Source organism: Psychrobacillus sp. BL-248-WT-3, assembly GCF_012843435.1.
Lineage (GTDB): Bacteria > Bacillota > Bacilli > Bacillales_A > Planococcaceae > Psychrobacillus.
Window position 1 is genome coordinate 81,135 of sequence record NZ_JABAFC010000001.1, and the last position, 25,423, is coordinate 106,557.

Sequence of the window (25,423 nt, forward strand, 5' to 3'; positions counted from 1 at the left end):
AGCGCCTTCATCTTCAGGTAGACAAACTCCTTCACTTTAAACTGACTAGGAAGGAAAGCAGCTGATGCCACAACAATTAATTAGAATCCAATTGCCAAGCTCTACTGATCAGTTTCTCTTGTTTCAAAAGCTGTTATCACAACAAATTGAAGTATATCGGGTGTATAGCACAGAAGAAAGCTTGTTCTTTTCTATCAAACGTAAGGATCTTAAAGAGTTTAGAAAGATAAGGAAAACATTAAAGATTCCTGTACATCTAAAAGATGAGACAAAAAATCGTACGATTTCTTTATATTCATATTCCATAATCGGGGTAATCTTTTTTTTCATAATACCAGTGGTTTTGGCACAATTTATATGGAAGATTAATATTGACTCTTATACGCCAGAAAGCAATATTCTAATTACAGAACAACTGAAAGAAATGAAAATTAAAGAACGAATACGTATTTCTTCTTTACCGTCAGAACAAGAAATTCGGCAAAAGCTACTTTTAAAGCATAAGGAGTTCTCTTGGATACACTTCACGCAATCAGGTTCCACTTTAACAGTGACTCCGATGCTTGCTCCAATCACGAAGGAGAGAGAAGTGAAAAATGCTCCTGCATCTCATCTTATTGCTAAAAGAAGCGGCGTTGTTACAGACTTTGAGCTAGTAAAAGGAGTTAGAGCAGTTGAGAAGAATGCTGCTGTAAAAAAAGGTGACATACTTGTAAATGGCTTTGTTACTCAAGGAGAAAAACGAATTATAACTAGCGCAGAGGGCAAGGTATATGCAAGTTATTGGATAGAGCTTAACTTCGAACTTCCCAAAAAAGTAACCATTGTAAAGCCTACTACTAGAGAAGTACTGATTGAGAAAAAATCCAATAACAGCAATGAATATTGGAAGGAAATAGCTATGCCTCGATTCTTACAGCCATATTTTAAAGCGGGCTATGTACAGGGCAGTGAAAAAGTTACCTATGACTTAGATGAAGAATCGGTAGAGCATTTAGTTCGACCTTTATTATTTCAAAAAATTATGAATGATTTACCGCGAGGCACTCAAATCTTAGAAGATAAAGTTTTACAGATGTCTATAGAAAATGATAAAGTTAAAGGAAAGATATTATTACTAATAAATGAAAATATTGCAACACCACAAGTTATACCCCAAGGAGACGACACATGAGCCAACAAAAACAATTAGATATTAATCTACAGGATCCAACTGAAGCAGTAATGCTGCTTGGTATTTCAGATAAGAATATTAAACTGATTGAAGAAGAGTTGAAGGTGCAGTTGATCACCAGAGGAGAACTAATACAAATTGCTGGTGAAGAACAAAATGTAGAAGATGCAAGGCAGCTAATCATACAACTTCTACTTGTAATACGAAAAGGTATTAATATTAACCTTCGAGACGTAACCACAGCTATAGAAATGAGTACAAATGGGACAATTGAATATTTTGCAAGTCTTTATGATGAAGAAATTGCTCGAAATACTAAAGGGAAAGCAATACGGGCAAAAACCATTGGTCAAAGAGAGTATGTCCACGGTATTAGACATACTGATTTAACGTTTGGAATTGGACCAGCCGGTACGGGAAAAACTTACCTTGCTGTAGTAATGGCTACTCAAGCTTTAAAAAATGCACACGTTAAGAGAATCATTTTAACACGTCCAGCAGTTGAGGCAGGGGAAAGTCTAGGATTCCTACCAGGAGATCTAAAAGAGAAGGTAGACCCTTATTTACGTCCTTTGTATGATGCGTTACATGATGTATTAGGAACAGAGCAAACGGATCGCCTTATGGAACGAGGTACAATAGAAATTGCTCCTCTTGCTTATATGCGCGGTAGAACGTTAGATGATGCTTTTGTTATTCTGGACGAGGCCCAAAATACTACAAAAGCTCAAATGAAAATGTTCTTAACACGATTAGGCTTTGGTTCAAAAATGGTCATAACAGGAGATAAAACTCAAATAGATTTACCAAAAGGTGCAGAGTCAGGTCTCATAGTAGCAGAAAAAATACTACATCAAGTTTCTGGCATACACTTCCAATATTTAGAGCAAGGCGACGTAGTACGTCACCCATTAGTTGCTAAAATTATATCTGCATATGAAGAGCAGTAGTCAATAAGTTAAACGTGAAATCATCAACTGATTTCACGTTTTTATTTCTTTTTAAAGGCAGTTAATTCCTTAGAAAATAGAAACTCGAAAACTTTATCTGATCGTAGAATTTTTGAGATTTTTTATTTTCCTCGCATAGAAGATGAACCAGTAACCGCCAGATAACGTCATCATTCTAACTATAAACCAGTCATTTCAGATAAATTGGTCAAATTTTGAAAATATAAGGTATAATAAAGAGAATAGTAGACGAGGGGATGATAGGATGAAGTCTTTAATGATCCAGTGGAGAAAATGGCGAGAAAGTAAATATCTCCCTTTAATTATTATCCTTCTAACTTCCATAAGTATGTTTCTATTGGTTAAGGGAAGCGTGCAAGAAAATACATATGATATATCCTTAATGAACTTAGCACCTGAAACCATCCGTTCAGTTAAAACGATGGAAGACCCAATAAAAACTGAAGAAGAAAAAGACCAGGCTGCTTCAGAAGTAAATCCCGTCTATCAATTTCAGGATGAAACAGCTGAAAATCAGGCGACTATCATTGAGTCTATTTTCGATAGTGTAATAGAGATTAAGCAATCTATCACAAGTGATGAGCCTGAAGCAGCAACAGATAGTCTTCAAAGACTAAAAAAAGAAATGAACGTTCTAGCAGAAAATGCTAGCTTTGTACCGTTAACTGACGATGCACTGAGTATATTATTAAGTCAAAACATAGCAACTATAAATGATGTTAAAGAAAAGCTTCCAATCCTAGTAGAAGAAACATTAAGTGAACCGATTAGGAATGAAAATTTAGGTACAGAAAGAGATAAGGTTGTTCAGAAAGTCCGAACTACTTTTAATTATCCAGATAGTTTTACGAGCGTTTTAGTATCTATAGCTCGAGGCTCCATAATAGCTACAGAAACAAAAAACGATGAACTAACTGAGCTACGCATGGAACAAGCTAGAGCTAGCGTAGAACCAACTAGAATATTACAAGGTCAAATACTCGTTCAAAAAGGGGAAATTGTCAGTAAAGATGTGTATCGTCAACTAGAGCTATTAGGAATGCTGACTGATAAATCATCGTATAAACAATATATAGGTGTAGCTCTTTTTGTATTGATGACAATGTGGGTGCTTTTCGGACAAACCATTCGTTTTAAAGACCCTAATGTTATCAACGTGAAAAATCTGATTGTTGTGGCTTTTAGTGTTATTGTATCCGTCTTGATGATGAAAGTGCTACAATCAGTAGCGTACAATTTTGATGTTGTTATTGCATTTTTGTTTCCTACTGCAATGGTATCTATGTTAGTTTATATTCTAGTCAATGAAAGAGCGGCTTTTATATCTAGCTTTGTCGTAGCGGCCTATGCAGGGATTATTTTTCAAGAAGGATATACGAATATCTTTCAAATGGAAGTTGCTTTATACATACTCTTTGGTGGTATAGCAGGTGTTTTTGCCGTACAGCGTATGTACAATAATTCCCAAATTTTACGTTCAAGCTTAATTGTTGCGTCTATAAATTTAACGTTTATCTTATTTTATCTGTTAATGACAAAGACAACTTATGAGTTTGTTGATGTAGCTTTCTATATTGGCGCTGCCTTAATATCTGGTATATTATCCGGGGCTCTTACACTTGGTATTTTGCCTTTCTTTGAGTCGCTTTTTGGAATCTTATCCACAATGAGGCTCATAGAACTTTCTAACCCAAATCATCCATTACTTAAGAAAATTTTAACTGAAACCCCAGGTACGTATCATCACAGTCTGATGGTGGCAAACTTAGCAGAAGCAGCTTGTGAGGCAATCGGAGCGAATGGCTTGCTAGCTAGAGTTGGATGTTATTATCATGATATTGGAAAAACCAATCGACCTGGGTTCTTTATAGAAAACCAAGTGAACGGCTATAATCCACATGATAACCTTTCTCCAGAAGCTAGCAGGGATATTATTATTTCTCATGCAACAGATGGGGCAAATATTTTAAAGAAACATAAGCTACCGAAAGAAATCGTAGATGTGGCGGAACAGCACCACGGCACTAGCTTACTGAAATTCTTTTATTATAAAGCGAAAGAAAGTAATCCTAATACTACTGAGGAGTCCTATAGATATCCTGGGCCAAAGCCACAGACGAAAGAAATTGCAATTATTTCAATTGCAGATAGCGTAGAAGCTGCTGTAAGGTCCATGAAGGAACCAAGTGGAGAGAAAATCCACAGTCTGATTAAATCCATTATTAAAGATAAGGTAATTGATGGACAATTAGACGAATGCGACTTATCATTCAAAGAAATAAAGAAAATTGAAGAAAGCTTCTGCTCTACAATGAATGGCACATTTCATTCGAGAATAGAATACCCTAAATAAATAGTAAGGAGTCAATAATATGTTAGAACTAGATTTAATGGACGAAACAAATACTTTAACTAAAGAAGCTATTGCACTAGTAGAAAAAGTACTACAATCTGCAGCAGGGCAATTGAATGTGAAAAATGAGAGCGAAGTAAGTGTTACGTTTGTTACAAACGATCAAATTCAAGAAATCAATAAAAATTATCGGAACAAAGATATGCCTACAGATGTAATATCTTTTGCTATGGAAGAAATGGGTGAAGGTGAAATAGAAATTAAAGACGCTGACATACCCACTTTGCTTGGAGATATCATTATTTCTGTAGAACGTACGATTGAACAAGCGCAAGCATACGGGCATACCTTTGAACGCGAGCTTGCTTTTTTAGCCGTCCATGGTTTTTTACACCTATTAGGGTATGATCATGGGACAGAAGAAGAAGAAAAAGAAATGTTTGGTCTACAGGAGAAAATTTTGCAGGAGTTTGGTTTGAAGCGTGAAGGCCATGAACTTTCATAAGTTTGGAAAGTCCTTTGTCTATGCTACACAGGGAGTTATACATGCTATAAAGACAGAGCAGAATTTCCGGCTACATTTGCTTGCTGCAGGTATAGTATTCATTGCAAGTTTATTAACTGGCCTCTCTAAATGGGAGTGGATAATCGTTGTTATGCTCATTTTTGGTATGTTCATGATAGAATTAGTTAATACGTCCGTAGAAAGAATTGTAGACCTTGCTTCTCCGGACTTCCATCCTTTAGCCAAACAGGCTAAGGATCTTGCTGCAGGCGCATGTCTAGTCTATGCACTCTGCACAGTAATAGTAGGTTTAATTATATTCATACCGAAATGGTCGGTAATCTTATTTTAAAGGTGTGATTTTATATGAAGAAAGAAGAATTACTAAAAGCATCTATCACAGCCATGGAAAAAGCATACGTTCCGTATTCCAAATTTCCTGTAGGAGCAGCTTTACTTACTAAAAGTGGAGAAGTTATTTTAGGCTGTAATATTGAAAATGCATCTTTTGGGTTAACAAACTGTGCTGAGCGAACTGCCGTTTTTAAAGCTGTGTCAGAAGGTATAAAAGACTTTACAGCAATAGCTATCGCTGGAGATACAGATGGACCAATTTCACCATGCGGAGCATGTAGACAAGTTTTAGCGGAGTTCTGCGAGCCTAATATGCCCGTATATTTAACAAACTTAAAAGGAAATGTAACAGAAACGACGGTATCAGAATTATTGCCTGGAGCTTTTACAACGGAGGATTTAAATTATGCTGCAAAACAATGAAGGATATAAATCAGGATTCATATCAATAATCGGACGACCAAATGTAGGTAAATCTACATTTCTAAACCGTGTAATAGGGCAAAAGATAGCAATAATGAGTGATAAGCCACAAACGACTCGCAACAAGGTACAAGGAGTTCTTACTTTAGATCAAAGTCAAATGATTTTTATTGATACCCCGGGTATTCATAAGCCTAAGCATAAATTAGGTGACTTTATGTTAAAAGTTGCAAAAAATACGCTACGTGAAGTAGATGTAATTATATTTATGGTAAATGCTACAGAGCCAAGAGGTAAAGGTGATGAATTTATCATTGATCTCTTAGAAAAAAACGAAACTCCCGTATTTTTAGTAATCAATAAAATAGACCAAGTACATCCAGATGATTTAATCGGAATAATTGAGTCTTATAAAGATAAATATGACTTTGCTGAAATCGTTCCTATTTCTGCTCTTCAAGGTAATAATGTAGAAAGAATATTAGAAACAATCCAATCATATTTACCGGAAGGTCCACAATATTATCCAGCGGACCAAGTAACTGACCATCCAGAGAGATTTATCATCTCTGAACTGATCCGTGAGAAAGTATTGCACTTGACTAGAGAAGAAATACCACACTCAATTGCAGTTGTAATTGACAAGATAAAAAAAGAAGAAGATACAGATAAAGACATGATCCGTGTTATGGCTACTATTATTGTAGAACGTGATTCTCAAAAAGGTATTGTAATCGGTAAAAGAGGTGCACTTCTAAAAGAAGTTGGGACAAGAGCTCGTCATGATATTGAAATGCTTTTAGGAACTAAAGTGTTCCTAGAACTTTGGGTGAAGGTTCAAAAGGATTGGCGCAATAAATCTGCCCATCTAAAAGATTATGGATTTAGAGAAGACGAATATTAATATAGAGGAAGCATAGAAGGAAGGGAAGGCTTTTGCTTCAAAAAGTAGAAGGGATTGTCTTACGTACCTCCTCCTACGGAGAAACAGATAAAGTAGTAACTATATTCTCTCGAGAGCTTGGTAAAAGGGCTGCGATGGCTCGTGGAGCTAAAAAGCCAACTAGCCGTCTGTCTTCAATCTCCCAGCCTTTTACGTATGCTTATTTTTTAATACAACAAGGGAGAGGGATGGGGTCTCTACAACAAGGTGAAATAATTGACTCGATGCGTGTTATTCGAGAAGATATTTTTACTACAGCTTATGCTAGTTTTATTATGGAGCTAGTAGATAAACTAATTGATGATGAATCTCCTAAACCGCATGTGTTTACAATTTTACAGCAAGCATTAGAGGCAATATCAGAGGGCTATGATCCAGAAGCCATTAGCTTGTTTGTTGAGTGGAAGATGTTATCCGTAGCTGGAATATATCCGGTACTTCATCAGTGTGCCAATTGTGGAGCAACAGATGGGGAATTTGCATTCTCTTTTGCTCAAATCGGTTTTTTATGTCATCGTTGTTTTACAATTGACCCTTATTTAATTCGTTTAACACCCTCACAGGTGAAGTTAATCCGAACATTTTATACCGTTCCTATTGACCAGGTTGGTAAGCTAACTTTGAAAAAAGAGACGAAGGGCTTTATAAAAAAAATCGTCCGTACCATATACAATGAGCAGGTTGGAGTTCGTTTAAAATCTCAAGGGTTTCTAGACCAAATGGAAAAAACACCTGAGTTTTTCCAGCCTAAAAAAGATTCTCATTCGGAAGAATAATTCCGGATGAGTTTTTTATTGGAAATAATAAATAAAAAAAGCCTGCAAATTGTATCCGTAATTGGATTTGTTTTGCAGGCTTAATTTATTTGGCAATGTTTCTAATTAAAATTGTATTTGCTCTTCAATATAAGCTTTTACTTCTGAAATAGGCATTCTTGTTTGTTCCATTGAATCACGATGACGCACCGTAACTTGGCCGTCCGTCTCTGAATCAAAGTCATACGTGATACAGAATGGTGTACCGATTTCATCTTGTCGACGGTAACGTTTACCAATGGATTGAGACTCATCATAGTCAACCATGAAATGCTTGCTAAGGTCAGAGAATAATGCAGTTGCACCTTCAGATAGCTTCTTCGATAAAGGCAAGATCGCTGCTTTTACCGGAGCCAGAGCAGGGTGGAAGCGTAAAACTGTTCGTTGGTCGTCGCCTTCTAGTTGCTCCACGTCATAAGCCTCGCATAAGAATGCCAATGTTACACGGTCAGCACCTAGAGATGGCTCGATGCAATATGGTACATATCTTTCATTGGTTACTGGGTCGATATAATTGAAATCTTCACCAGAGTGTTCCATATGCTGCTTCAAATCGAAGTCAGTTCTATCGGCAATACCCCATAGTTCACCCCAACCGAATGGGAATTTATATTCAATGTCTGTTGTTGCATTCGAGTAATGCGAAAGTTCGTCGTCAGAGTGGTCTCTTAAACGAATGCTATTCTCCGAAACACCTAAGTTAAGTAACCATTGACGGCAATAATTGCGCCAGAACTCAAACCATTCCATGTCTTCACCAGGCTTACAGAAAAACTCTAGCTCCATTTGTTCAAATTCTCTCGTACGGAACGTGAAGTTACCAGGAGTGATTTCATTTCGGAAACTTTTTCCGACTTGGGCAATACCGAATGGCATTTTTTTACGCATAGAACGCTGTACATTTTTATAGTTAACAAAAATACCTTGTGCTGTTTCTGGACGTAAAAAGATTTCGTTCGTAGAAGATTCCGTTACACCTTGGAACGTTTTGAACATCAAGTTAAATTGACGAATTTCCGTGTAATCATATGCACCACAAGAAGGACAAACTACATTATGCTCCTTCATGATTTCTTCCATTTTCTCGAAGGAAAGGCCATCTATTACCATTTCAATTCCTTTTTTATCTAATGCATCCTCGATGATTTTATCCACTCGGTGACGTGATTTACATTTTTTACAGTCAATCATTGGATCATTGAAGTTACCAATATGACCTGAAGCGACCCATGTTTTTGGGTTCATAAGAATAGCAGCATCTAAACCTACATTATATGGTGACTCTTGTACAAATTTTTTCCACCAAGCTTTTTTTACGTTGTTTTTAAGCTCTACTCCAAGTGGACCGTAATCCCATGTATTTGCCAAACCTCCATAAATTTCAGAGCCAGGGAATACAAAGCCTCTTTGTTTTGCTAAACTTACTACATTTTCCATTGAAAATTCCATTTGACATACCTCCATTTTGATAAAAGCTTTTAAAGAAAAAAATGAAACAAAAAAACTCGTCTCCGGGCCTCAATAGCCCGGGGACGAGTTTATAACCCGCGGTTCCACCCCGATTGGTTGTATGTATGACAACCCTCTTTAAAAACTTAAGCTCCAAGCTGCCGTTTCCTGTAGATGTGGTCTTTCACTGTCACCACTCGCTTTATGTTACAGTACTTATAATGCTCTTCAACGCTTTAATATTATTGATGATTGTATCATATGCTTCTTTATTTAGCAATGTGATGGATAATGGTATATAATTATTTAGAATAAGTATAACTAAGTATAAACTTTGAGGCGGTGAGTCCAATCGAACTCAACAAACGGCAAGTCGAAATTTTGGACATTGTAAAAGGGAATGGACCTATTACTGGTGAACAAATTGCAGAACGACTTAATCTGACTAGGTCAACTCTAAGACCTGATCTTGCGATATTAACGATGGCTGGCTTTCTGGATGCTCGACCTCGTGTAGGTTATTTTTACTCAGGTAAGAAAACCAGTCAGGCAATCTCTGATAGCATTGCACAAATGCTCGTAAAGGATTTTCAGTCTATCCCCGTTGTTGTAGAAGAAAGTATGTCGGTTTACGATGCAATATGCCATATGTTTTTAGAGGATGTTGGCTCTTTGTTTGTCGTTGATAAAAAATCAGTATTATCCGGTGTGCTTTCTAGGAAAGACTTTTTACGAACAAGTATCGGAAACCAAGACTTAACCAAAATGCCGGTACATATGATTATGACTAGGATGCCAAATATTACGTATTGTCTGAAGGAAGATACATTAATTGAGGTAGCAAATAAATTAATGAGTCGGCAAATAGATTCGTTACCGGTAGTAAAAGAGTCGAAAGACGGTCTAGAGATTGTTGGAAGAATAACTAAAACAAATATTACACGTGCCTTCTTATCTTTAGCTGATGACCATGATTTATGAGGAGTGAAAGAATGAAAATGTTAAACCTATTTATTGTCTCAGACTCCATTGGGGAAACTGGCGAGCTAGTAGCTAGAGCTGCAGTAAGCCAATTTAGACCAGGTCTGCAGCATACCAAACTAAAAAGATTTACCCATATCGATTCTTTGGATCATATAAAAGAAATTACTGCTTTAGCTAAAGACCAGAATGCAAGTATCTTATATACATTAGTTCAACAGGAAATGAGAGAAGCTATTGTTAAGTATTGCAAAGAATATGACTTAGAGTGTGTAGATCTTATCGGCCCTGTAATTAATCTACTTGAAAAGAAACTAGATGAAAAATCTTTTGAAGAGCCTGGTCTCGTTCGAAAGCTGGATGAAGATTACTTTAAAAAAATTGAAGCAGTAGAGTTTGCTGTAAAATATGACGATGGAAGAGATCCAAGAGGGTTATTGCAGGCGGATATTGTACTAATAGGTGTCTCCCGCACTTCTAAAACACCTTTATCGCAATACTTGGCAAACAAACGCTATAAGGTTGCGAACGTACCATTAGTTCCAGAAGTAGAGCCGCCAGAAGAACTTTTCCAAATAGATCCTTCGAAATGCTTCGGTCTTATCATTACTCCTGACAAATTAAACTCCATTAGAAGAGAAAGATTAATCGCAATTGGTCTTAAAGATGATGCATCTTACGCCAAAGTAGAACGTATTAATGAAGAAATTGCGCATTTTCAAAAAGTGGTAGAAAGAATTGGCTGTAAGGTTATTGATGTGACAAATCGAGCGGTAGAAGAAACAGCAAATCTAGTAATAACTCAAATTCAACAAAAATAATTTGAAATTTTGGACCGATTCACAATTGTGAAAAGGTTTTTTTATGTACGAAAGCGAATTAAAAGTATAGATTAATATATTGAAATGTTTTATAATATTTATTTGTGGAAAAAAGAAATTTTTCGTATTATCATGTAAATATTTTGTCGATTCTTGCAGGATTTTTCTTAAGTCTCTCGAATTAATACTAAGTAGTAAGTAAAGATGGTGAATTCATGAATCGTATAGAAGAAGAAGTAATCGAACAAGTTAGAAATAATACAGACATAGTTGATGTAATTAGTGAATTTGTTCAGCTTACAAAAAGAGGTAGAAACTTTTTCGGTCTCTGTCCATTTCATGGTGAACAAACCCCATCTTTTTCTGTCACTCAAGAAAAGCAAATTTTTCATTGCTTTGGCTGTGGAGCTGGTGGAAATGTAATTACGTTTTTAATGGACATTGAGAATCTCTCATTCCATGAAGCTGTTAGTAAATTAGGTAGCCGTCTAGGAATGCAGATTGAACATAAGGCAACCGAAATTTCTGAAGAGAAAGCACCGGTCTCCAAAGAAGTATCTCTTATGAAAAAAGCGCATGAATTTGCTAGCGAATATTTTCATCATCTTTTACTTCACACGGAGGAAGGAGAAAATGCATTACATTACTTACAAGAAAGAGGGTTTTCTACCGAACTCATCGAAAAGTATAAAATAGGATGGTCATTGCCTAGTTGGGATGCCCTAACTACCTTATTAGAGAGAAAAGGTATGGATTTGCAAGAAATTGAGAAAACTGGACTTATTATTAGAAAAGAAAATGAATTGAAGTATTTTGACCGCTTTCGTGGGAGAATTATGTTTCCTGTTTTCGACGAAACTGGCCATGTAGTTGCCTTCTCTGGAAGGATTCTTGGTAAGAAGGAAAATGAAGCCAAATATTTAAATAGTCCTGAATCTCCTATCTTTCAAAAAAGCCAGATACTCTATAACTTAGATAAAGCGCGACTAGACATTAGGAAAAAACGCAACGTGGTTATTTTTGAAGGCTTTTTAGATGTTATATCGGCGTCTAAAGCGGGTATAACAAATGGTGTTGCAACAATGGGAACAGCATTAACGTCTCAACATATAACCAAGCTGAATAGACTAACCTCCAATGTTACCCTTTGTTTCGATGGAGACAAGGCAGGGATGGAAGCAGCAAAAAGAGCAGCAATCTCTTTACAAGGGCAAAATATTCAGACAGAGGTTGCGATTATTCCGGATGCTATGGATCCAGATGATTATATTAAGAATTATGGGGAAGAAGCTTTTAAGGAGAAAATTATTGAAAAGCCCCATTCTTATCTTTCATTTATGATGATTGTTTCCAAAAGAGATAAGAATTTTAATAACGAAAATGATACCCTTCAGTATATTCAAGAAATATTGGAAATACTGAGTGAGAGAAGCTCTTCTGTAGAAAGGGATCTGTATGTTCGACAGCTTTCTCAGGAAACAAATGTATCCGAAGAAGCTATTTATCAACATTTACGGAAAATACAGGGGAAAAAAGCAAGAGACACTAAAAGTAGTAATCATAGCAACAATTCCATTCCTTTAGCTGCTCCTCAAGAGCTGCCTAAAAAGAAACGAACTCTTTCAGCTGATGAACGAGCAGAAAGAATTTTATTAGCACATATGCTCCATAATCCGCAGGTAATTGACATTGCAATTAGAACTATAAGTGATGGCCCGTGTTTTATAAGGGACGCATACGAAGCTGCGTACGTTCGTTTGATGGGGTATTACGAAGATTATCCGGAAGGTGACTATCAACGGTTTTTAGAAGTATTAAACGACGGTGAATTAAGGAAAATAGTAATGGAAGCTGCGCTCTCAGAACGTGATCCAGAACATGAAACTGAAGAAGTCATGGACTGTTTGCGCCATATTAGAAAGTACCGGATAGAGCAGCAAATTGGGCAAAAGTTACATGAAGCTAAAGAGGCTGAAAAAATGACGGATATAACTAAAGCGCTCCAACTGGCACAAGAGGCCATTCAGTTAAAAAAATCTTTAGTAAATTTTCAATAATCATCCGGTAGTAAAAGGAGGAATTCTTATGGCGGACAAGTCTGAACGTACAAAAGAAACGGACATCGAATTATCATTATTAGAAGCAAAGAAACAACTGATTGAGTTAGGTAAAAAGAATGGTGAGGTAACTTATCATGATATAGCAGATAAATTAGCGTCTTTCGATTTAGAATCAGATCAAATCGAGGAATTCATTGATCAGCTAGAAGGCAAGGGTATTGAACTTGGGCGTAAAGCTGGAGATGAGGAAGATTTAGATCGTTTGATGAAGGGGAAGGAAGAAGAAACTTTTGACCTTAATGATTTAAGTGTTCCCCCAGGTGTTAAAATCAATGATCCTGTACGCATGTACTTAAAAGAAATTGGTCGAGTAGACCTTTTAAAGGCATCAGAGGAAATTGCACTTGCTGAAAGAATAGAGCAAGGTGATGAAGAAGCGAGAAAGCGTCTAGCAGAGGCGAACTTACGTTTAGTTGTAAGTATTGCGAAGCGATATGTTGGTCGTGGTATGCTTTTCTTAGATTTAATTCAAGAAGGAAATATGGGTCTTATTAAAGCAGTAGAGAAATTCGATCACAGAAAAGGATTTAAATTCAGTACGTATGCAACTTGGTGGATTCGCCAGGCAATAACTCGTGCAATTGCTGACCAAGCAAGAACTATTCGTATACCAGTGCATATGGTCGAAACAATTAACAAACTGATTCGTGTGCAACGTCAATTACTTCAAGACTTAGGACGTGAGCCTTCTCCAGAAGAAATTGGAGAAGAAATGGATCTTCCAGCAGAAAAAGTTCGTGAAATCTTGAAAATTGCTCAAGAGCCTGTTTCCTTAGAAACACCTATTGGGGAAGAAGATGATTCACATTTAGGTGATTTTATTGAAGATGCCGATGCACAGTCACCATCGGATCATGCAGCATATGAGCTTCTTAAAGAGCAATTAGAAGATGTACTAGACACTTTAACTGACCGTGAAGAAAATGTACTCCGTTTACGATTTGGTTTAGATGATGGACGTACAAGAACACTTGAAGAAGTAGGTAAAGTTTTTGGTGTTACTCGTGAACGTATTCGTCAAATTGAAGCGAAGGCATTAAGAAAATTACGCCATCCTTCTAGAAGCAAACGTTTAAAAGATTTCTTAGAATAATCAAGAGACATCCTGACAAAGGGTGTCTTTTTTACAGGTTTTTTTAGTGCCTTTTTTCTCCTGAAAAGTGGGATTACCCATCTCACTTTTCTTTTATTTCAAGGTGTTCGTAAAAATGCACTTGAAACTAGCCGAAAAGATTAGTATAAAAAGATATAGGGAAAAGAGGATGGATATGTCTATTCAACGAAAAAAAGTAATATTGAATGAAATTGCTTTTTGGAAGCAAAATAAGCTACTTCCCGAGCATTACTGTGATTTTCTTACAGCTCTTTATGCTCAAGGGGAAGGAGAGGGAACTGAAGGAACCAACGAAGGTATACTAGCAAAGGAAGCGAAAAAGTCGAAGCTGAAAGTGATCTCGGCTACTTCTATTATAAGTCTCATTACGCTCGCACTTTTAGGCTCACTAGTTTTCATAACAACGGCCGTTATTATACCAATTATTTTATCGGGGATTGCAATTCTAGTTTTTACGTACATATCTATTAAAAAGTTTAGTCAAAGTTCAATCTTACCACCCTTACTATTAGTATTTTCTGCGTTATTACTATTAGGAATTACTTTTAAAATATGGGAAGCTTTTTTCATAACGGAGCCTACTACACTAGTAATTATGATTGCAGTTAACTGCATATTATGGTTATTTTCTGGCTTTCGTTTGAAGCTAATTTATTTTACTATTTCCGGTATTGTGGGACTCTTATTGATATTTATATACATCTCTATTACATTTTTTACATAGAATACAATTTTTAATGATTGAAATTTCACGTGACCAGTGGAATTTCTTTTTTTTGAGTTAATGAACCAACACATGCGCATAGAGAGTGCTCCATAGAAAGCTTTCCGACAGAAGTGGATGTACTTTCTTTAAATGTATTTTATATTCTCTTTTGGGATTAAAAGATTAAGAAAGAAAAATAGATTCAAATTCGTTTTAATATGATTATTTACATAATCTTTTGTATAATAAAAAAGTAAGCGTTTTTATTTACAAAGGGGATGGAATAAAATGAATTTTGATTTAACGCAGGAACACCAAATGATTCGTAAAACGATTCGAGAGTTTGCTAGTGAGGTTGTAGCTCCCGGAGCAATTGAGCGAGACAAAACGAAGGAATTTCCAAAAGAAATCTTTAAACAGTTAGCCGACATGGGGATGATGGGCTTACCGTTTTCAGAGGAGTATGGTGGAGCAGGAGCTGATACAGTTAGCTTTGCTATTGTGACTGAAGAATTGAGTCGTGCCTGTGCATCAACTGGTATTACCTATTCAGCTCATATATCACTAGGCGGAGCACCGCTAAGCTTGTTCGGAACAGAAGAACAAAAACAAAAGTACTTAGTTCCAATTTGTACGGGAGAATCTTTAGGTGCTTTTGGATTAACGGAGCCAAATGCTGGATCAGATGCTGGGGGAACTCAAACAACTGCAAAAGAAGAAGGTAATGATTTTGTTATAAATGGAAGCAAGGCGTTTATTACAAACGCTAGTTATGCAAAACATCTTGCACTGACTGCTATTACAGGTATGTCAGATGGTAAAAAAGAGATTTCTGCTATTATAGTTCCAACTGATGCAGATGGTTTTACAGTAATTGATAACTATGAAAAAATGGGGTTAAATGCCTCTAACACGACTGAATTAGTGATAGAAAATGTTAGAGTACCTCAAGAAAACTTATTAGGTAAACGAGGGAATGGTTTCAGACAATTTCTTGTTACGTTAGACGGTGGAAGAATAGGAATAGGTGCAATGGCAGTAGGGATTGCTCAAGCTGCATTTGACCGAGCTCTCCAATATTCCAAGGAACGTAAACAGTTTGGAAAAACATTATCAGAGTTTCAAATTACACAGTTTAAACTAGCAGATATGGCAATGAAGATTGAATTAGCAAGAACGATGGTGCATAAAGCTGCTTGGTTAAAGGACCAAGGACGACCGTTTGGTAAAGAGGCATCTATGTGTAAACTATATGCTTCTGAAATTGCAATGGAGGTTGCTGATCAAGCGATTCAGCTTCATGGCGGATATGGATATATGAAAGAATATGAAGTAGAACGCTATATGAGAGATGCAAAATTACTTGAAATTGGAGAAGGTACTTCCGAGGTCCAACGAATGGTAATAGCTAGACATATTGGTTGTTAAACATTAAAAATATGTCGATTTTGTCACAAAGCTATAAAACTTTCTTCAATAACACTTTTCGTTTTCGACACAATGGAGTACAATATGAGTGTTGACTAATTCTATATTAGAAAAGATTGTATAAAAGAAGGAGGGTTAACTATGCAAAAGAATCCAATTATCCCATTTATACTTATTATGGCATTTGGTATCGGTTTAATTTTCTTCCTATCTATCGATGGAGTAGGTAATAAAGCAGAAATTACGGCTGAACATGAAGCTGCTGAAGGCGGAGAATCTGCTGAAGGTGGAGAAGAAGCTACTGCTGGTGAATTCGATCCTGAAGCACTTGCTCAAGGAAAATGTATCAGCTGTCACGGTAACACTTATGAAGGCGGAATGGGGCCATCATTAGTGGGTACAGCATTGTCTGAAGATGAAATTAAAGACATTTTAGCTAATGGTAAAGGTTCAATGCCTGGTGGTTTAGTACCAGAAGCAAACCTTGATGAAATGGCTGCTTGGGTCAAATCTCTAGGTGAATAAGATTTTAAGAAAAGACCTCTAGATTCTTTTTAAGAATCGAGGTCTTTTTTTATTTTTGTTATAATAATGGTGAGGTGTATAGAATGAATGCGAAAAACTTATCAGATAGACTGAAAACTGTGGCATCCTTTGTCGAACAGGATACAATTTTAGCGGATATAGGAAGTGACCATGCTTATCTTCCATGTTACTTGGTCCACCAATCCATAATCTCTAAAGCAATTGCTGGAGAGGTAGTAAAGGGACCATTTGAATCTGCAGTGAAGCAAGTGAAAAGTGAAGGCCTGGAAAAGCAAATTGAAGTGCGTTTTGGAGACGGTCTGCAAGTGATTGAAGACGAGGACCAAGTGGGCACCGTTACAATTGCTGGGATGGGTGGTCCGTTAATTGCTTCCATACTAGAAGCAGGTAAGCATAAACTTACTAACGTTCACACGCTCATTCTTCAACCGAACATTCACGCAAAAGCAATTAGAGAATGGGCAATTAAAGAAGGCTGGAATGTTGATCAAGAAACAATTTTGGAGGAGCATACCAAAATTTATGAAGTAATTGTACTTAAAAAAGGAAATATGGTGCTTAATGAACAGGAGCTTTTATTAGGACCAATTTTAATGCAAAGCCGTACAAGTGTATTTCAGAAAAAATGGTCAGTCGAAATGAAAGAATGGGAAAGAATACTGACTCAATTAAAAAATATTCCACCAACTCCGGAAGTTTTACAAAAAGTAGAGGAAATAGAGAATAAAATCTCGTTAGTGAAGGAGCTGTTGTAAACATGAAGCAAACCAATGGACAACATCTTATTTCTATCTTTGAAGAATGGGCACCACGCTCCTTAGCGGTAGAGGGAGATTCGGTAGGTCTTCAAATCGGTAGATTAGATAAGCTTGTTACGAAGGTGCTTGTGACATTAGATGTGAACGACGAAGTGGTTGATGAAGCAATTGAGCAAGGGTGTCAGCTAATCATTGCTCATCATCCTCCTATTTACAGTAAGCTTAAGAATATACGTACAGATATGCCACAAGGACGTCTGTTTGAAAAACTGATTAAGCATGATATTGCTGTATATGCTGCTCATACGAATTTGGATATAGCTACTGGAGGGGTTAATGATCTATTAGCTGAAGCACTGAAGCTAGAGAATATTTCTATATTAGAACCAACTACCTCCGAAAACTTAATGAAGCTTGAAGTATTTACTCCTAAAGAAGCTACTGAAACCGTTAGAAAGGCTCTAGCAGAGGCTGGAGCAGGTAATATAGGGGATTATAATAGCTGTAGCTTTACAACCTCTGGAGAAGGCCGGTTTAAGCCTGAGGAAAGTGCTGAGCCTTATATCGGGAAGCCAAATGAGTTAGCTGTTGTAAAAGAGGAAAAAATAGAGGTAGTATTACCTGAATCTAAGAAAAACAAAGTATTAAGAGCCCTGTTAAATAATCATCCCTATGAAGAACCTGCATACAATTTGATGAGTTTGGATACTCAGGTCAACGAAATGGGGCTTGGAAGAATAGGGTTATTACCAAAGAAAGTTTCTTTGGCGGATTATGCAAATACCGTCAAATCATTGCTAAACGTACCTTTTGTTCGAGTAGTTGGACCGCTTGATAAACCCATTCAAAAGGTGGCAGTACTAGGCGGAGATGGTAACAAATATATTTCGATTGCTAAAAGGGCAGGGGCAGATGTTTTTATAACCGGGGACTTATATTTTCATATTGCACAAGATGCATTAGCGATGGGACTTGCTGTTATTGATCCTGGCCACCATATTGAACAAATTATGAAAATTGGCGTTGTAAAATATATGCAAGCGGAGTGCCTAAATAAAAAACTGGACTGTGAATTCATCGCTTCTAAGATATCTACAGAACCTTTTAAACTTATTTGACTATAACGTGCTATTCTACCAAAAAAATAAAGCTTCGAAAATTTTACTATTAGTAAATTTTCGAAGCTTATTTTAGAGTATCTTCTATATCGACCTCTACATAATTAAGTTACTTTGTTAGTTAACTGTATAAGGCTCTATTTTAGTAACTGGTTTAGGAACTTTAATCTTAGGTAGAATTTTCTCGGGAAGTACTTTTTTTGTTGTATCATGAGTTGTAGGATCATTTGGATCGTATTTCTCTAAAAACTGGATGACTTCCTTAACAATCGGTGTTGGTGTGGAAGCTCCGGCAGTCACTGCTACATGGTTAACATTGTCTAGCCATTCTAATTTAAGATCAGATATATCGCCGACTCGGTAAGATGGAGTGCCTGCAATTTCCTCTGAAACTTGTGTAAGTCTATTAGAGTTATTACTCATTGGATCACCAACAACAATTAGTAGCTCAGCTTCTCCTGCTTGCTCCGCAACCGCTTCTTGTCTAACTTGAGTGGCAAGACAAATTTCTTTGTGTACCTCAATGTGAGGAAACTTTTCTTTCAGCTTTTCCATGAGATGAACAACGTCCCATTGTGACATAGTAGTTTGATTTGTGACTAATAATTTTGTATTAGAAAGGGAAAGACTTTCAATATCCTCATTTGTTTGAACAAGATGGACTTTAGTTGGGGCAACCCCGATTGCTCCTTCAGGTTCAGGATGCCCTTTTTTCCCGATATAAATAATATCATAGCCTTCTGCTGTTTTTTCTTTTATTAAATCATGGGTAACGGTAACATCAGGGCATGTGGCATCAATGGAAACTAATCCTTTTTTGCGAGCTAATTCCTTTACCTCTGGTGAAACTCCATGCGCTGTAAAAATGACCGTTCCTGTATCGACCTTTGATAGAATATCTAAGCGATTTTCTCCATCTAAAGTAATAATACCATCCTGCTCAAATGCATCTGTTACATGTTTATTGTGAACAATCATTCCTAATATATAAATTGGACGTGGAAGAGATGAATCCATTGCTGCATTCCTTGCAATAACCATTGCATCCACCACACCATAACAATATCCTCTAGGCGAAATTTTTTGTACAATCATCTTTAAGAAACTCCCTTCAATACGAGCATACTCATATTATAGCGGAGGAAAGAGATGATTACAAAATATTAAAATGGTGGCTGGAAAATTCGCGGTAAAGAGACACCGCCAGTAGATGCTACGGTACTAGCTGCTCGGGCAACAGCTGGAGCTGCCGCTGAAGCTGCTGTAGTAGCGGTAGCCGCGGTAGCCGCTGTAGTTGCTGCGCTAGCTGCGGCACCTGCAGCAGGGGCTGCAGAGAATCCACGGTAAAGTCTTAAAAGAGCAGGTACATTTTGAAGCATTGGAGCCCATTGTTTAACCATCGGTGTGATTTGTTGTGCAGTATTTATAAACTTATCAGCAGTTTGCAAATAAGACATGGTTTTACTGCTTAATCCTCCAGCACTTGCTGCTGCCGCACCCGCTGTAGCTGCGGCACCTGCTGTAGCAGCACCTTGAGCGAACCCTTGCGGCCCAGGACCGAAATTAGGCGGGCCTCCTGGACTAAATCCTCCTGGACGTGGAGGACCTTGACCAAAATCATTCGGAACCGGTGGACCTCCTTGGTTAAATCCACCAATTGGCGGAGTAGGAACAGGATCTGCAGAACCACCATTGCCTTGGAATTGTCTTATAAAATTTGAAATTGGCCCACTCGCTTGCCCACTTGGTGCTTGATTGAAATTGGGTGGAGGAGGGGGCGTGTTTTGGAAAGAATTTGGATTGCCAAAATTAGAGAAATTATTTCTTCTCTGAGCAAATGGATAAAATGATTCATAGCGCAATTTATTTCTCATCTCCTTTCGAACAAACAGACTATTCTATTCTATGCAAATTATCGGTTTTATGTACAAATCATGTTACAATATAGGTATGATAGGGAGGGACTAAAATGTCCAAATATACAGATTATAATTTTCAACCGTTTTTACTAGAAGCTATAAATAAATTAGGCTTCCAAGAACCAACACCAATCCAAAAAGAAATGATTCCATTAGTCTTGAAAGGTAAAAGTGCAATTGGTCAAGCGCATACAGGAACTGGGAAAACACATAGTTTCTTAATACCAATTGTTGAAAAAATTGATGCTAGTAAGCAAGCAGTTCAAGCAATAATTACTTCTCCGACTAGAGAGCTCGCAACTCAAATATATAAAGAGTTGAATAAGTTAATTGAAGGCACTGAAATTCAAACTAAGCTATTTATCGGAGGAACTGATAAAGCTCGTTCAATCGAAAAGTTAAAAACACAGCCTCAAATAGTCGTTGGTACTCCAGGTCGACTTCGTGATTTAACAGTTGAGCAGGCACTCTTAGTTCATACCGCAAAAATATTAGTGGTAGATGAAGCCGATCTTGCATTTGATTTAGGTTTTATCAATGAAATCGATCAGTTTGCATCAAAAATGCCAGATGAATTAGAAATGTTCGTATTCTCTGCTACCATACCAGAAAAACTACAACCATTCCTTAAGAAATACATGGATTCACCTGTGCATATTAAAATAGGTGACAAACGTCCGGTCGCTGATGGAATTGACTTTACTGTTGTCCCTGTACGTAGTAAATCTCGTAAAAAAAGATTATTAGACGTTATTGAAGGTATTAATCCTTATTTAGCGATTATCTTTGCTAATACGAAACAGAATGCGGATGAAGTAGCACACTATTTACAAGGAAACGGCATAAAAGTTGGCGTTGTTCACGGAGATGTTTCTCCACGTGATCGTAAACGAGTGATGAAGCAAATACACGAATTAGAATATCAATACATTGTGGCTACTGACTTAGCAGCTCGTGGAATCGATATTCCAGGAGTAAGCCATGTCATTAATTACGAAATACCCGATGACCTTGAATTTTTCATTCACCGAGTTGGTAGAACTGCCCGCGCAGGACTAACTGGAACAGCTATTACCTTATTTGAACCATCTGATGAAGATGCTTTAAATCGTATTGAAAAGATGGGTATTACATTTGAGCATAAAGATGTAAGTAATGGCGAATGGTCTGAATTGAAAGAGAGACATGCTAGAAAAAATAGAACTAAAGTCGAAAATGAGATAGATGCAAAAGCAAAAGCGTTGGTTAGAAAGCCTAAAAAGGTTAAACCAGGATATAAACGAAACATGAAATGGGAAATGGATAAAGTTAAGAAAAGAGAACGTCGCATCAAAAACCGTAAGAAATAAGGGGGAACTTCCATGCTACTAGGATCACATGTTTCCATGAGTGGAAAAGAAATGTTGCTAGCTTCTAGTAAAGAGGCGGCGTCGTATGGTGCCAATACATTTATGATTTATACGGGTGCACCACAGAATACGCGCAGAAAACCAATAGATGAGTTAAACATTGAAGCTGGCGTTGTGCACATGAAGGAAAACGGCATAAATAATATTGTCGTTCATGCACCTTATATTATTAATTTGGGTAATACAACGAAGCCAGAAACGTTTGCTTTAGGTGTAGACTTTCTACAAAAAGAGGTAGAGCGCACTGCAGCTATAGGAGCTACACAAATCGTATTGCATCCTGGTGCACATGTTGGAGCTGGAGCTGATGCTGGCATTCAAAAGATTATCGAAGGCTTAAACGAAGTGTTAAGCTCTGATTATCCTGTCCAAATTGCTTTAGAAACAATGGCGGGAAAAGGCTCTGAATGTGGTAAGACTTTTGAAGAGCTTGCACAAATATTTGATGGTGTGAAAAATAATGATCGCTTGTCGGTTTGTATGGATACGTGTCATATCCATGATGCCGGATATGATGTTGTAAACGATTTTGATGGCGTCTTAAATAATTTTGATCATTTGGTTGGAATTGACCGATTAAAAGTTCTACACATCAATGATAGTAAAAATATTTGTGGAGCAGCTAAAGATCGTCATGAAAACATAGGGTTTGGTGAAATTGGCTTTGAGGCATTGCAATATGTAGTGCATCATCCACAGCTGATAAATATCCCTAAAATTTTAGAGACTCCTTTCGTTGGTGTGGATGCCAAATCAAAGAAAGCTCCATATAAAATGGAGATTGAGATGCTACGCTCGAAAACGTTTGACCCAAATGCATTAGAACTACTAACTGTTTAAATATAATCAATTTAGGACCCTCTCTTTTCATTGAAAAGAAGAGGGGCCTTTTTCTTTCAATTGCTCGTATAAAGCAATTGCACGTTTTTCTCCTAAAATGCTTATAAGTTTTTGCTGAATAGCATTAGGTACACCTAATACCAACCAAGTAATAGATATTTCTTGCAGTAAGGGGTAGACGCCCTCTATTTCTTTATCTGATAATTTCACATCAAACCCTTTGAGTATTTTCTTAAACTCTTTTTTTGAACAGGTTTGTAGCTGAATAATAAACTTAGCAATATCCATTAGAACATCCTTTCAAGCATTTTTATTTACACTATACGATTTATCCTCTATACTTTTATTTTGTAAATCGTAATCATTCTTAATTAGAATAGAGGAAACAAAATTGGCCTTACCATTAATTCAATTACATAATATTTCATACAAATATGAACAAACACAAGCCTTAATCGATATAAATTTAGTTATTAAGGAAGGCGATTTTCTAGCTATTATCGGTCCCAATGGCTCTGGGAAATCAACCTTATTAAAGATAATGTTGGGCTTATTGAAGCCATCAAACGGGAATGTACTTCTCTTTGGGAAGCCAGCTAATCAGTTTAAGGAAAGAGAATGGATCGGATATGTTTCCCAAAAGTCCAATTCGTTCAATACTGGCTTTCCAGCAACCGTAAGTGAAGTCGTTAGAAGTGGAGTTGTTAAACAAATAGGTCTGTTTAAACGTTTTCCGGATGATGTTAAAATACAAGTTCGTCAAGCGTTAAAGGCAGTAGGAATGGAAGACTTCGCTCAAAAAAATATTGGAGAGCTTTCTGGAGGCCAGCAACAGCGCGTATTTATCGCAAGGGCTTTGATTAGTAATCCAAAAGTGTTAATACTAGACGAGCCTACCGTTGGAATTGATAGTAAAAATGTTCGTTCATTTTATAATATGTTAGTACACTTAAATCGTGAACATAACATTTCCATCGTATTAGTTACACATGATGTGGACGCAGTATCAACAAGTATAAGCCACGTAGCTTGCCTAAATCAGAGAATTCATTTTCACGGCTTTAAAAAAGATATGGAATCGATGAGCGAGGAACAATTAGAATCGTGGTACGGTCATTCGGTCCGTAAAGTAGAACACCAGGGTGAGGTACAGTCATGATAGAGTCTATTTTTCAGTATGAGTTTTTACAAAATGCATTTGCTTCCGGGTTGATTATTGGAATTATTGCTCCATTATTAGGTGTGTTTATTGTTGTCAGAAGATTATCCTTAATCGCTGATGCACTGAGCCATGTAACCCTTGCCGGAATAGCAGGCAGTCTTTATCTTAGTCAATCTGTAGGAGCACTTGCGCTACTAAACCCATTATATTTAGGCATTGTGGCTTCTGTTACTGGTTCTCTTTTTATAGAGAGGCTTCGTCGCTTATATAAACATTATGAAGAATTAGCGATTCCAATAATTATGTCAGCAGGTTTAGGGTTTGGTGCAATATTTATCTCTTTAGCGGAAGGATTCAGCTCTGACTTGTTTAGTTATTTATTTGGATCGGTGTCTGCGGTTAGTAGACAGGATCTTTGGATAGTTATTTGTATAGCAGTGGTCGTCTTCTTATTTTTAGGATTATTGTTTAAAGAACTATTTGTACTATCCTTTGATGAAGAGTATGCAAAGGCATCTGGTCTTCCTGCTAAGTGGATTCACATGCTATTCATGATCGTCACAGCTCTAGTAATAGCTGCCTCTATGCGAATTGTGGGGATCTTACTTGTTTCCTCTTTAATGACCTTACCTGTAGCTGCTGCTATGAGATTGTCAAAAAGCTTTAAACAGGCGCTCATTCTTTCAGTAGTATTTGGTGAGCTAGCTGTCCTTATTGGATTAGTAAGTGCATTTTACCTTGATTTAGCCCCGGGAGGTACCATTGTAGTTACATCTATTGTCATTTTACTTGGAGCTATTTTTGTTAAAAAGATGGGTAGAAAGGGAGCGGTGGCAACGTGAATATAGATAAAGCATGGGATATTCTTAAAAAAGAGGGTTTTAAAAAAACAGACAAGCGAGAACAAATTCTTGATATTTTTTCTAAAACAACCAAGTATATTACTGCTAGAGATATATTAGACGTCATGATGGAGGAGCATCCAGGCATGAGCTATGATACTATTTACCGTAATCTTAGTACTTTTGTTGAGCTTGGTATTTTAGAAGAAACAGAGCTTGCCGGCGAAAAGAATTTTCGCATGCAATGTGAAGTAGACCATCACCACCATCATTTTATTTGTTTGAAATGTGGCAACATTAAAGAAATAAATTATTGCCCGATGGAAACTCTCCAAAATTCGATTCCTGGATATGAAATTGAAAATCACAAGTTTGAGATTTACGGCAACTGTCCAGAGTGTCATTAAAAATTTATTCTATTAGGAATAGTGCTGAACAAAACTTTCCTCCACATAAAAAGCCTCGAAAACTCTACGACCTAGTAAAGTTTTCGGGGCTTCTATTTGCATTCCTGCAGTTGTTTTCCTTTATAGGTCACTATCTGCGGGGCACGTCTTCAATCTCCTCGTCGCATTGCTCCTGTTTAGGTTTTTGCGCTCGCTTGTTCCCCCAGCAGCGCCTTCTGCATTTCAAACAACAATAGAGTAATTTCTCAAGAAATTACCTTACTTT

The 25,423-nt window shown here is 37.0% G+C and carries 26 protein-coding genes; 22 read left to right on the top strand and 4 right to left on the bottom strand.

What is annotated here, in order from left to right:
- Nucleotides 1–64 precede the first annotated feature (64 nt).
- The 8 genes from HF876_RS00405 (at nt 65) to recO (ending at nt 7,499) form a co-directional block, all read left to right on the top strand.
- Nucleotides 65–1,174, top strand: coding sequence for a sporulation protein YqfD (locus HF876_RS00405; protein WP_169358064.1), 1,110 nt, complete (start codon nt 65–67; stop codon nt 1,172–1,174).
- Nucleotides 1,171–2,124 (top strand): PhoH family protein, encoded by a 954-nt coding sequence (locus HF876_RS00410; protein WP_169358065.1) that lies wholly within the window; start codon nt 1,171–1,173, stop codon nt 2,122–2,124. The genes HF876_RS00405 and HF876_RS00410 overlap by 4 nt, the downstream gene beginning before the upstream one ends.
- A 265-nt stretch (nt 2,125–2,389) precedes the next feature.
- Nucleotides 2,390–4,498: an HD family phosphohydrolase gene (locus tag HF876_RS00415; RefSeq protein ID WP_169358066.1), complete on the top strand. Its 2,109-nt coding sequence runs from the start codon at nt 2,390–2,392 to the stop codon at nt 4,496–4,498.
- Nucleotides 4,499–4,517: 19 nt separating this feature from the next.
- A complete protein-coding gene (gene ybeY / locus HF876_RS00420) occupies nt 4,518–5,003 on the top strand; it encodes an rRNA maturation RNase YbeY (RefSeq protein ID WP_169358067.1) in 486 nt (161 codons plus the stop codon).
- The gene (locus HF876_RS00425) at nt 4,990–5,355 is read left to right on the top strand and encodes a diacylglycerol kinase family protein (RefSeq protein ID WP_169358311.1); all 366 of its coding nucleotides are present in this window, start codon (nt 4,990–4,992) and stop codon (nt 5,353–5,355) included. Before ybeY ends, HF876_RS00425 begins: the two co-directional genes overlap by 14 nt.
- Nucleotides 5,356–5,369: 14 nt before the next feature.
- Complete coding sequence (locus HF876_RS00430; protein WP_169358068.1) at nt 5,370–5,780, top strand: cytidine deaminase; 411 nt, start codon at nt 5,370–5,372, stop codon at nt 5,778–5,780.
- On the top strand, nt 5,764–6,684 hold the full coding sequence (era, locus tag HF876_RS00435; protein WP_169358069.1) for a GTPase Era: 921 nt from the start codon (nt 5,764–5,766) through the stop codon (nt 6,682–6,684). Before HF876_RS00430 ends, era begins: the two co-directional genes overlap by 17 nt.
- Nucleotides 6,685–6,716: 32 nt before the next feature.
- The gene (gene recO, locus HF876_RS00440) at nt 6,717–7,499 is read left to right on the top strand and encodes a DNA repair protein RecO (RefSeq protein ID WP_169358070.1); all 783 of its coding nucleotides are present in this window, start codon (nt 6,717–6,719) and stop codon (nt 7,497–7,499) included.
- A gap of 105 nt (nt 7,500–7,604) precedes the next feature.
- On the opposite strand, the gene HF876_RS00445 is transcribed toward recO, so the two are convergent.
- Complete coding sequence (locus tag HF876_RS00445; RefSeq protein WP_169358071.1) at nt 7,605–8,987, bottom strand: glycine--tRNA ligase; 1,383 nt, start codon at nt 8,985–8,987, stop codon at nt 7,605–7,607.
- A 342-nt stretch (nt 8,988–9,329) separates the two neighbouring features.
- Here HF876_RS00445 and ccpN point away from each other — a divergent pair, with 342 nt between their 5' ends.
- The 9 genes from ccpN (at nt 9,330) to HF876_RS00490 (ending at nt 18,579) form a co-directional block, all read left to right on the top strand.
- Entirely contained in the window at nt 9,330–9,968 is a 639-nt protein-coding gene (gene ccpN, locus HF876_RS00450; RefSeq protein WP_169358072.1) for a transcriptional regulator CcpN, read from the top strand.
- An 11-nt stretch (nt 9,969–9,979) separates the two neighbouring features.
- A complete protein-coding gene (locus tag HF876_RS00455; protein ID WP_169358073.1) occupies nt 9,980–10,789 on the top strand; it encodes a pyruvate, water dikinase regulatory protein in 810 nt (269 codons plus the stop codon).
- 215 nt (nt 10,790–11,004) lie between these two features.
- Nucleotides 11,005–12,846, top strand: coding sequence for a DNA primase (gene dnaG / locus HF876_RS00460; RefSeq protein ID WP_169358074.1), 1,842 nt, complete (start codon nt 11,005–11,007; stop codon nt 12,844–12,846).
- A gap of 28 nt (nt 12,847–12,874) precedes the next feature.
- Nucleotides 12,875–14,002: an RNA polymerase sigma factor RpoD gene (rpoD, locus tag HF876_RS00465; protein WP_169358075.1), complete on the top strand. Its 1,128-nt coding sequence runs from the start codon at nt 12,875–12,877 to the stop codon at nt 14,000–14,002.
- A gap of 175 nt (nt 14,003–14,177) precedes the next feature.
- Nucleotides 14,178–14,747: a hypothetical protein gene (locus tag HF876_RS00470; protein ID WP_169358076.1), complete on the top strand. Its 570-nt coding sequence runs from the start codon at nt 14,178–14,180 to the stop codon at nt 14,745–14,747.
- 270 nt (nt 14,748–15,017) lie between these two features.
- A complete protein-coding gene (locus HF876_RS00475) occupies nt 15,018–16,157 on the top strand; it encodes an acyl-CoA dehydrogenase family protein (protein ID WP_169358077.1) in 1,140 nt (379 codons plus the stop codon).
- A gap of 141 nt (nt 16,158–16,298) precedes the next feature.
- Nucleotides 16,299–16,682, top strand: coding sequence for a cytochrome c550 (gene cccA, locus HF876_RS00480; RefSeq protein WP_169358078.1), 384 nt, complete (start codon nt 16,299–16,301; stop codon nt 16,680–16,682).
- A gap of 83 nt (nt 16,683–16,765) precedes the next feature.
- Nucleotides 16,766–17,458 (top strand): tRNA (adenine(22)-N(1))-methyltransferase, encoded by a 693-nt coding sequence (locus tag HF876_RS00485; protein WP_169358079.1) that lies wholly within the window; start codon nt 16,766–16,768, stop codon nt 17,456–17,458.
- A gap of 2 nt (nt 17,459–17,460) precedes the next feature.
- Nucleotides 17,461–18,579 carry a Nif3-like dinuclear metal center hexameric protein gene (locus HF876_RS00490; RefSeq protein ID WP_169358080.1) on the top strand — a complete coding sequence of 373 codons (1,119 nt, stop codon included), beginning with the start codon at nt 17,461–17,463 and terminating at the stop codon, nt 18,577–18,579.
- Between the two features lie 117 nt (nt 18,580–18,696).
- On the opposite strand, the gene HF876_RS00495 is transcribed toward HF876_RS00490, so the two are convergent.
- Both HF876_RS00495 and HF876_RS00500 read right to left on the bottom strand, forming a co-directional pair.
- Nucleotides 18,697–19,674: a 4-hydroxy-3-methylbut-2-enyl diphosphate reductase gene (locus HF876_RS00495; RefSeq protein WP_169358081.1), complete on the bottom strand. Its 978-nt coding sequence runs from the start codon at nt 19,672–19,674 to the stop codon at nt 18,697–18,699.
- Between the two features lie 68 nt (nt 19,675–19,742).
- Nucleotides 19,743–20,441 carry a YqfQ family protein gene (locus tag HF876_RS00500; protein ID WP_240949544.1) on the bottom strand — a complete coding sequence of 233 codons (699 nt, stop codon included), beginning with the start codon at nt 20,439–20,441 and terminating at the stop codon, nt 19,743–19,745.
- Between the two features lie 107 nt (nt 20,442–20,548).
- On the opposite strand from HF876_RS00500, the gene HF876_RS00505 reads away from it, so the two are divergent.
- Nucleotides 20,549–21,847 (top strand): DEAD/DEAH box helicase, encoded by a 1,299-nt coding sequence (locus HF876_RS00505; protein ID WP_169358083.1) that lies wholly within the window; start codon nt 20,549–20,551, stop codon nt 21,845–21,847.
- A gap of 12 nt (nt 21,848–21,859) precedes the next feature.
- A complete protein-coding gene (locus HF876_RS00510; RefSeq protein ID WP_169358084.1) occupies nt 21,860–22,747 on the top strand; it encodes a deoxyribonuclease IV in 888 nt (295 codons plus the stop codon).
- A gap of 27 nt (nt 22,748–22,774) precedes the next feature.
- Here the strand turns inward: HF876_RS00510 and HF876_RS00515 are convergent, their stop codons facing one another.
- Nucleotides 22,775–23,035 (bottom strand): hypothetical protein, encoded by a 261-nt coding sequence (locus HF876_RS00515; protein WP_169358085.1) that lies wholly within the window; start codon nt 23,033–23,035, stop codon nt 22,775–22,777.
- Nucleotides 23,036–23,138: 103 nt separating this feature from the next.
- Here HF876_RS00515 and HF876_RS00520 point away from each other — a divergent pair, with 103 nt between their 5' ends.
- Genes HF876_RS00520 through HF876_RS00530 form a run of 3 tightly spaced genes read left to right on the top strand, consistent with a single transcriptional unit; the run spans nt 23,139 to nt 25,158 of the window.
- Nucleotides 23,139–23,906 carry a metal ABC transporter ATP-binding protein gene (locus HF876_RS00520; RefSeq protein WP_169358086.1) on the top strand — a complete coding sequence of 256 codons (768 nt, stop codon included), beginning with the start codon at nt 23,139–23,141 and terminating at the stop codon, nt 23,904–23,906.
- On the top strand, nt 23,903–24,751 hold the full coding sequence (locus tag HF876_RS00525; RefSeq protein WP_169358087.1) for a metal ABC transporter permease: 849 nt from the start codon (nt 23,903–23,905) through the stop codon (nt 24,749–24,751). Before HF876_RS00520 ends, HF876_RS00525 begins: the two co-directional genes overlap by 4 nt.
- Complete coding sequence (locus tag HF876_RS00530) at nt 24,748–25,158, top strand: Fur family transcriptional regulator (RefSeq protein ID WP_169358088.1); 411 nt, start codon at nt 24,748–24,750, stop codon at nt 25,156–25,158. The genes HF876_RS00525 and HF876_RS00530 overlap by 4 nt, the downstream gene beginning before the upstream one ends.
- Nucleotides 25,159–25,423 lie beyond the last annotated feature (265 nt).

Coding starts and splice junctions, on each gene's coding strand:
- HF876_RS00495 (WP_169358081.1), bottom strand. CDS start 19,674: ATGATTGTACAAAAAATTTCGCCTAGAGGATATTGTTATGGTGTGGTG.
- era (WP_169358069.1), top strand. CDS start 5,764: ATGCTGCAAAACAATGAAGGATATAAATCAGGATTCATATCAATAATC.
- HF876_RS00505 (WP_169358083.1), top strand. CDS start 20,549: ATGTCCAAATATACAGATTATAATTTTCAACCGTTTTTACTAGAAGCT.
- HF876_RS00415 (WP_169358066.1), top strand. CDS start 2,390: ATGAAGTCTTTAATGATCCAGTGGAGAAAATGGCGAGAAAGTAAATAT.
- dnaG (WP_169358074.1), top strand. CDS start 11,005: ATGAATCGTATAGAAGAAGAAGTAATCGAACAAGTTAGAAATAATACA.
- cccA (WP_169358078.1), top strand. CDS start 16,299: ATGCAAAAGAATCCAATTATCCCATTTATACTTATTATGGCATTTGGT.
- HF876_RS00430 (WP_169358068.1), top strand. CDS start 5,370: ATGAAGAAAGAAGAATTACTAAAAGCATCTATCACAGCCATGGAAAAA.
- HF876_RS00445 (WP_169358071.1), bottom strand. CDS start 8,987: ATGGAATTTTCAATGGAAAATGTAGTAAGTTTAGCAAAACAAAGAGGC.
- HF876_RS00425 (WP_169358311.1), top strand. CDS start 4,990: ATGAACTTTCATAAGTTTGGAAAGTCCTTTGTCTATGCTACACAGGGA.
- HF876_RS00475 (WP_169358077.1), top strand. CDS start 15,018: ATGAATTTTGATTTAACGCAGGAACACCAAATGATTCGTAAAACGATT.
- ybeY (WP_169358067.1), top strand. CDS start 4,518: ATGTTAGAACTAGATTTAATGGACGAAACAAATACTTTAACTAAAGAA.
- HF876_RS00525 (WP_169358087.1), top strand. CDS start 23,903: ATGATAGAGTCTATTTTTCAGTATGAGTTTTTACAAAATGCATTTGCT.
- HF876_RS00510 (WP_169358084.1), top strand. CDS start 21,860: ATGCTACTAGGATCACATGTTTCCATGAGTGGAAAAGAAATGTTGCTA.
- HF876_RS00410 (WP_169358065.1), top strand. CDS start 1,171: ATGAGCCAACAAAAACAATTAGATATTAATCTACAGGATCCAACTGAA.
- HF876_RS00470 (WP_169358076.1), top strand. CDS start 14,178: ATGTCTATTCAACGAAAAAAAGTAATATTGAATGAAATTGCTTTTTGG.
- HF876_RS00405 (WP_169358064.1), top strand. CDS start 65: ATGCCACAACAATTAATTAGAATCCAATTGCCAAGCTCTACTGATCAG.
- rpoD (WP_169358075.1), top strand. CDS start 12,875: ATGGCGGACAAGTCTGAACGTACAAAAGAAACGGACATCGAATTATCA.
- HF876_RS00485 (WP_169358079.1), top strand. CDS start 16,766: ATGAATGCGAAAAACTTATCAGATAGACTGAAAACTGTGGCATCCTTT.
- HF876_RS00490 (WP_169358080.1), top strand. CDS start 17,461: ATGAAGCAAACCAATGGACAACATCTTATTTCTATCTTTGAAGAATGG.
- HF876_RS00515 (WP_169358085.1), bottom strand. CDS start 23,035: ATGGATATTGCTAAGTTTATTATTCAGCTACAAACCTGTTCAAAAAAA.
- HF876_RS00455 (WP_169358073.1), top strand. CDS start 9,980: ATGAAAATGTTAAACCTATTTATTGTCTCAGACTCCATTGGGGAAACT.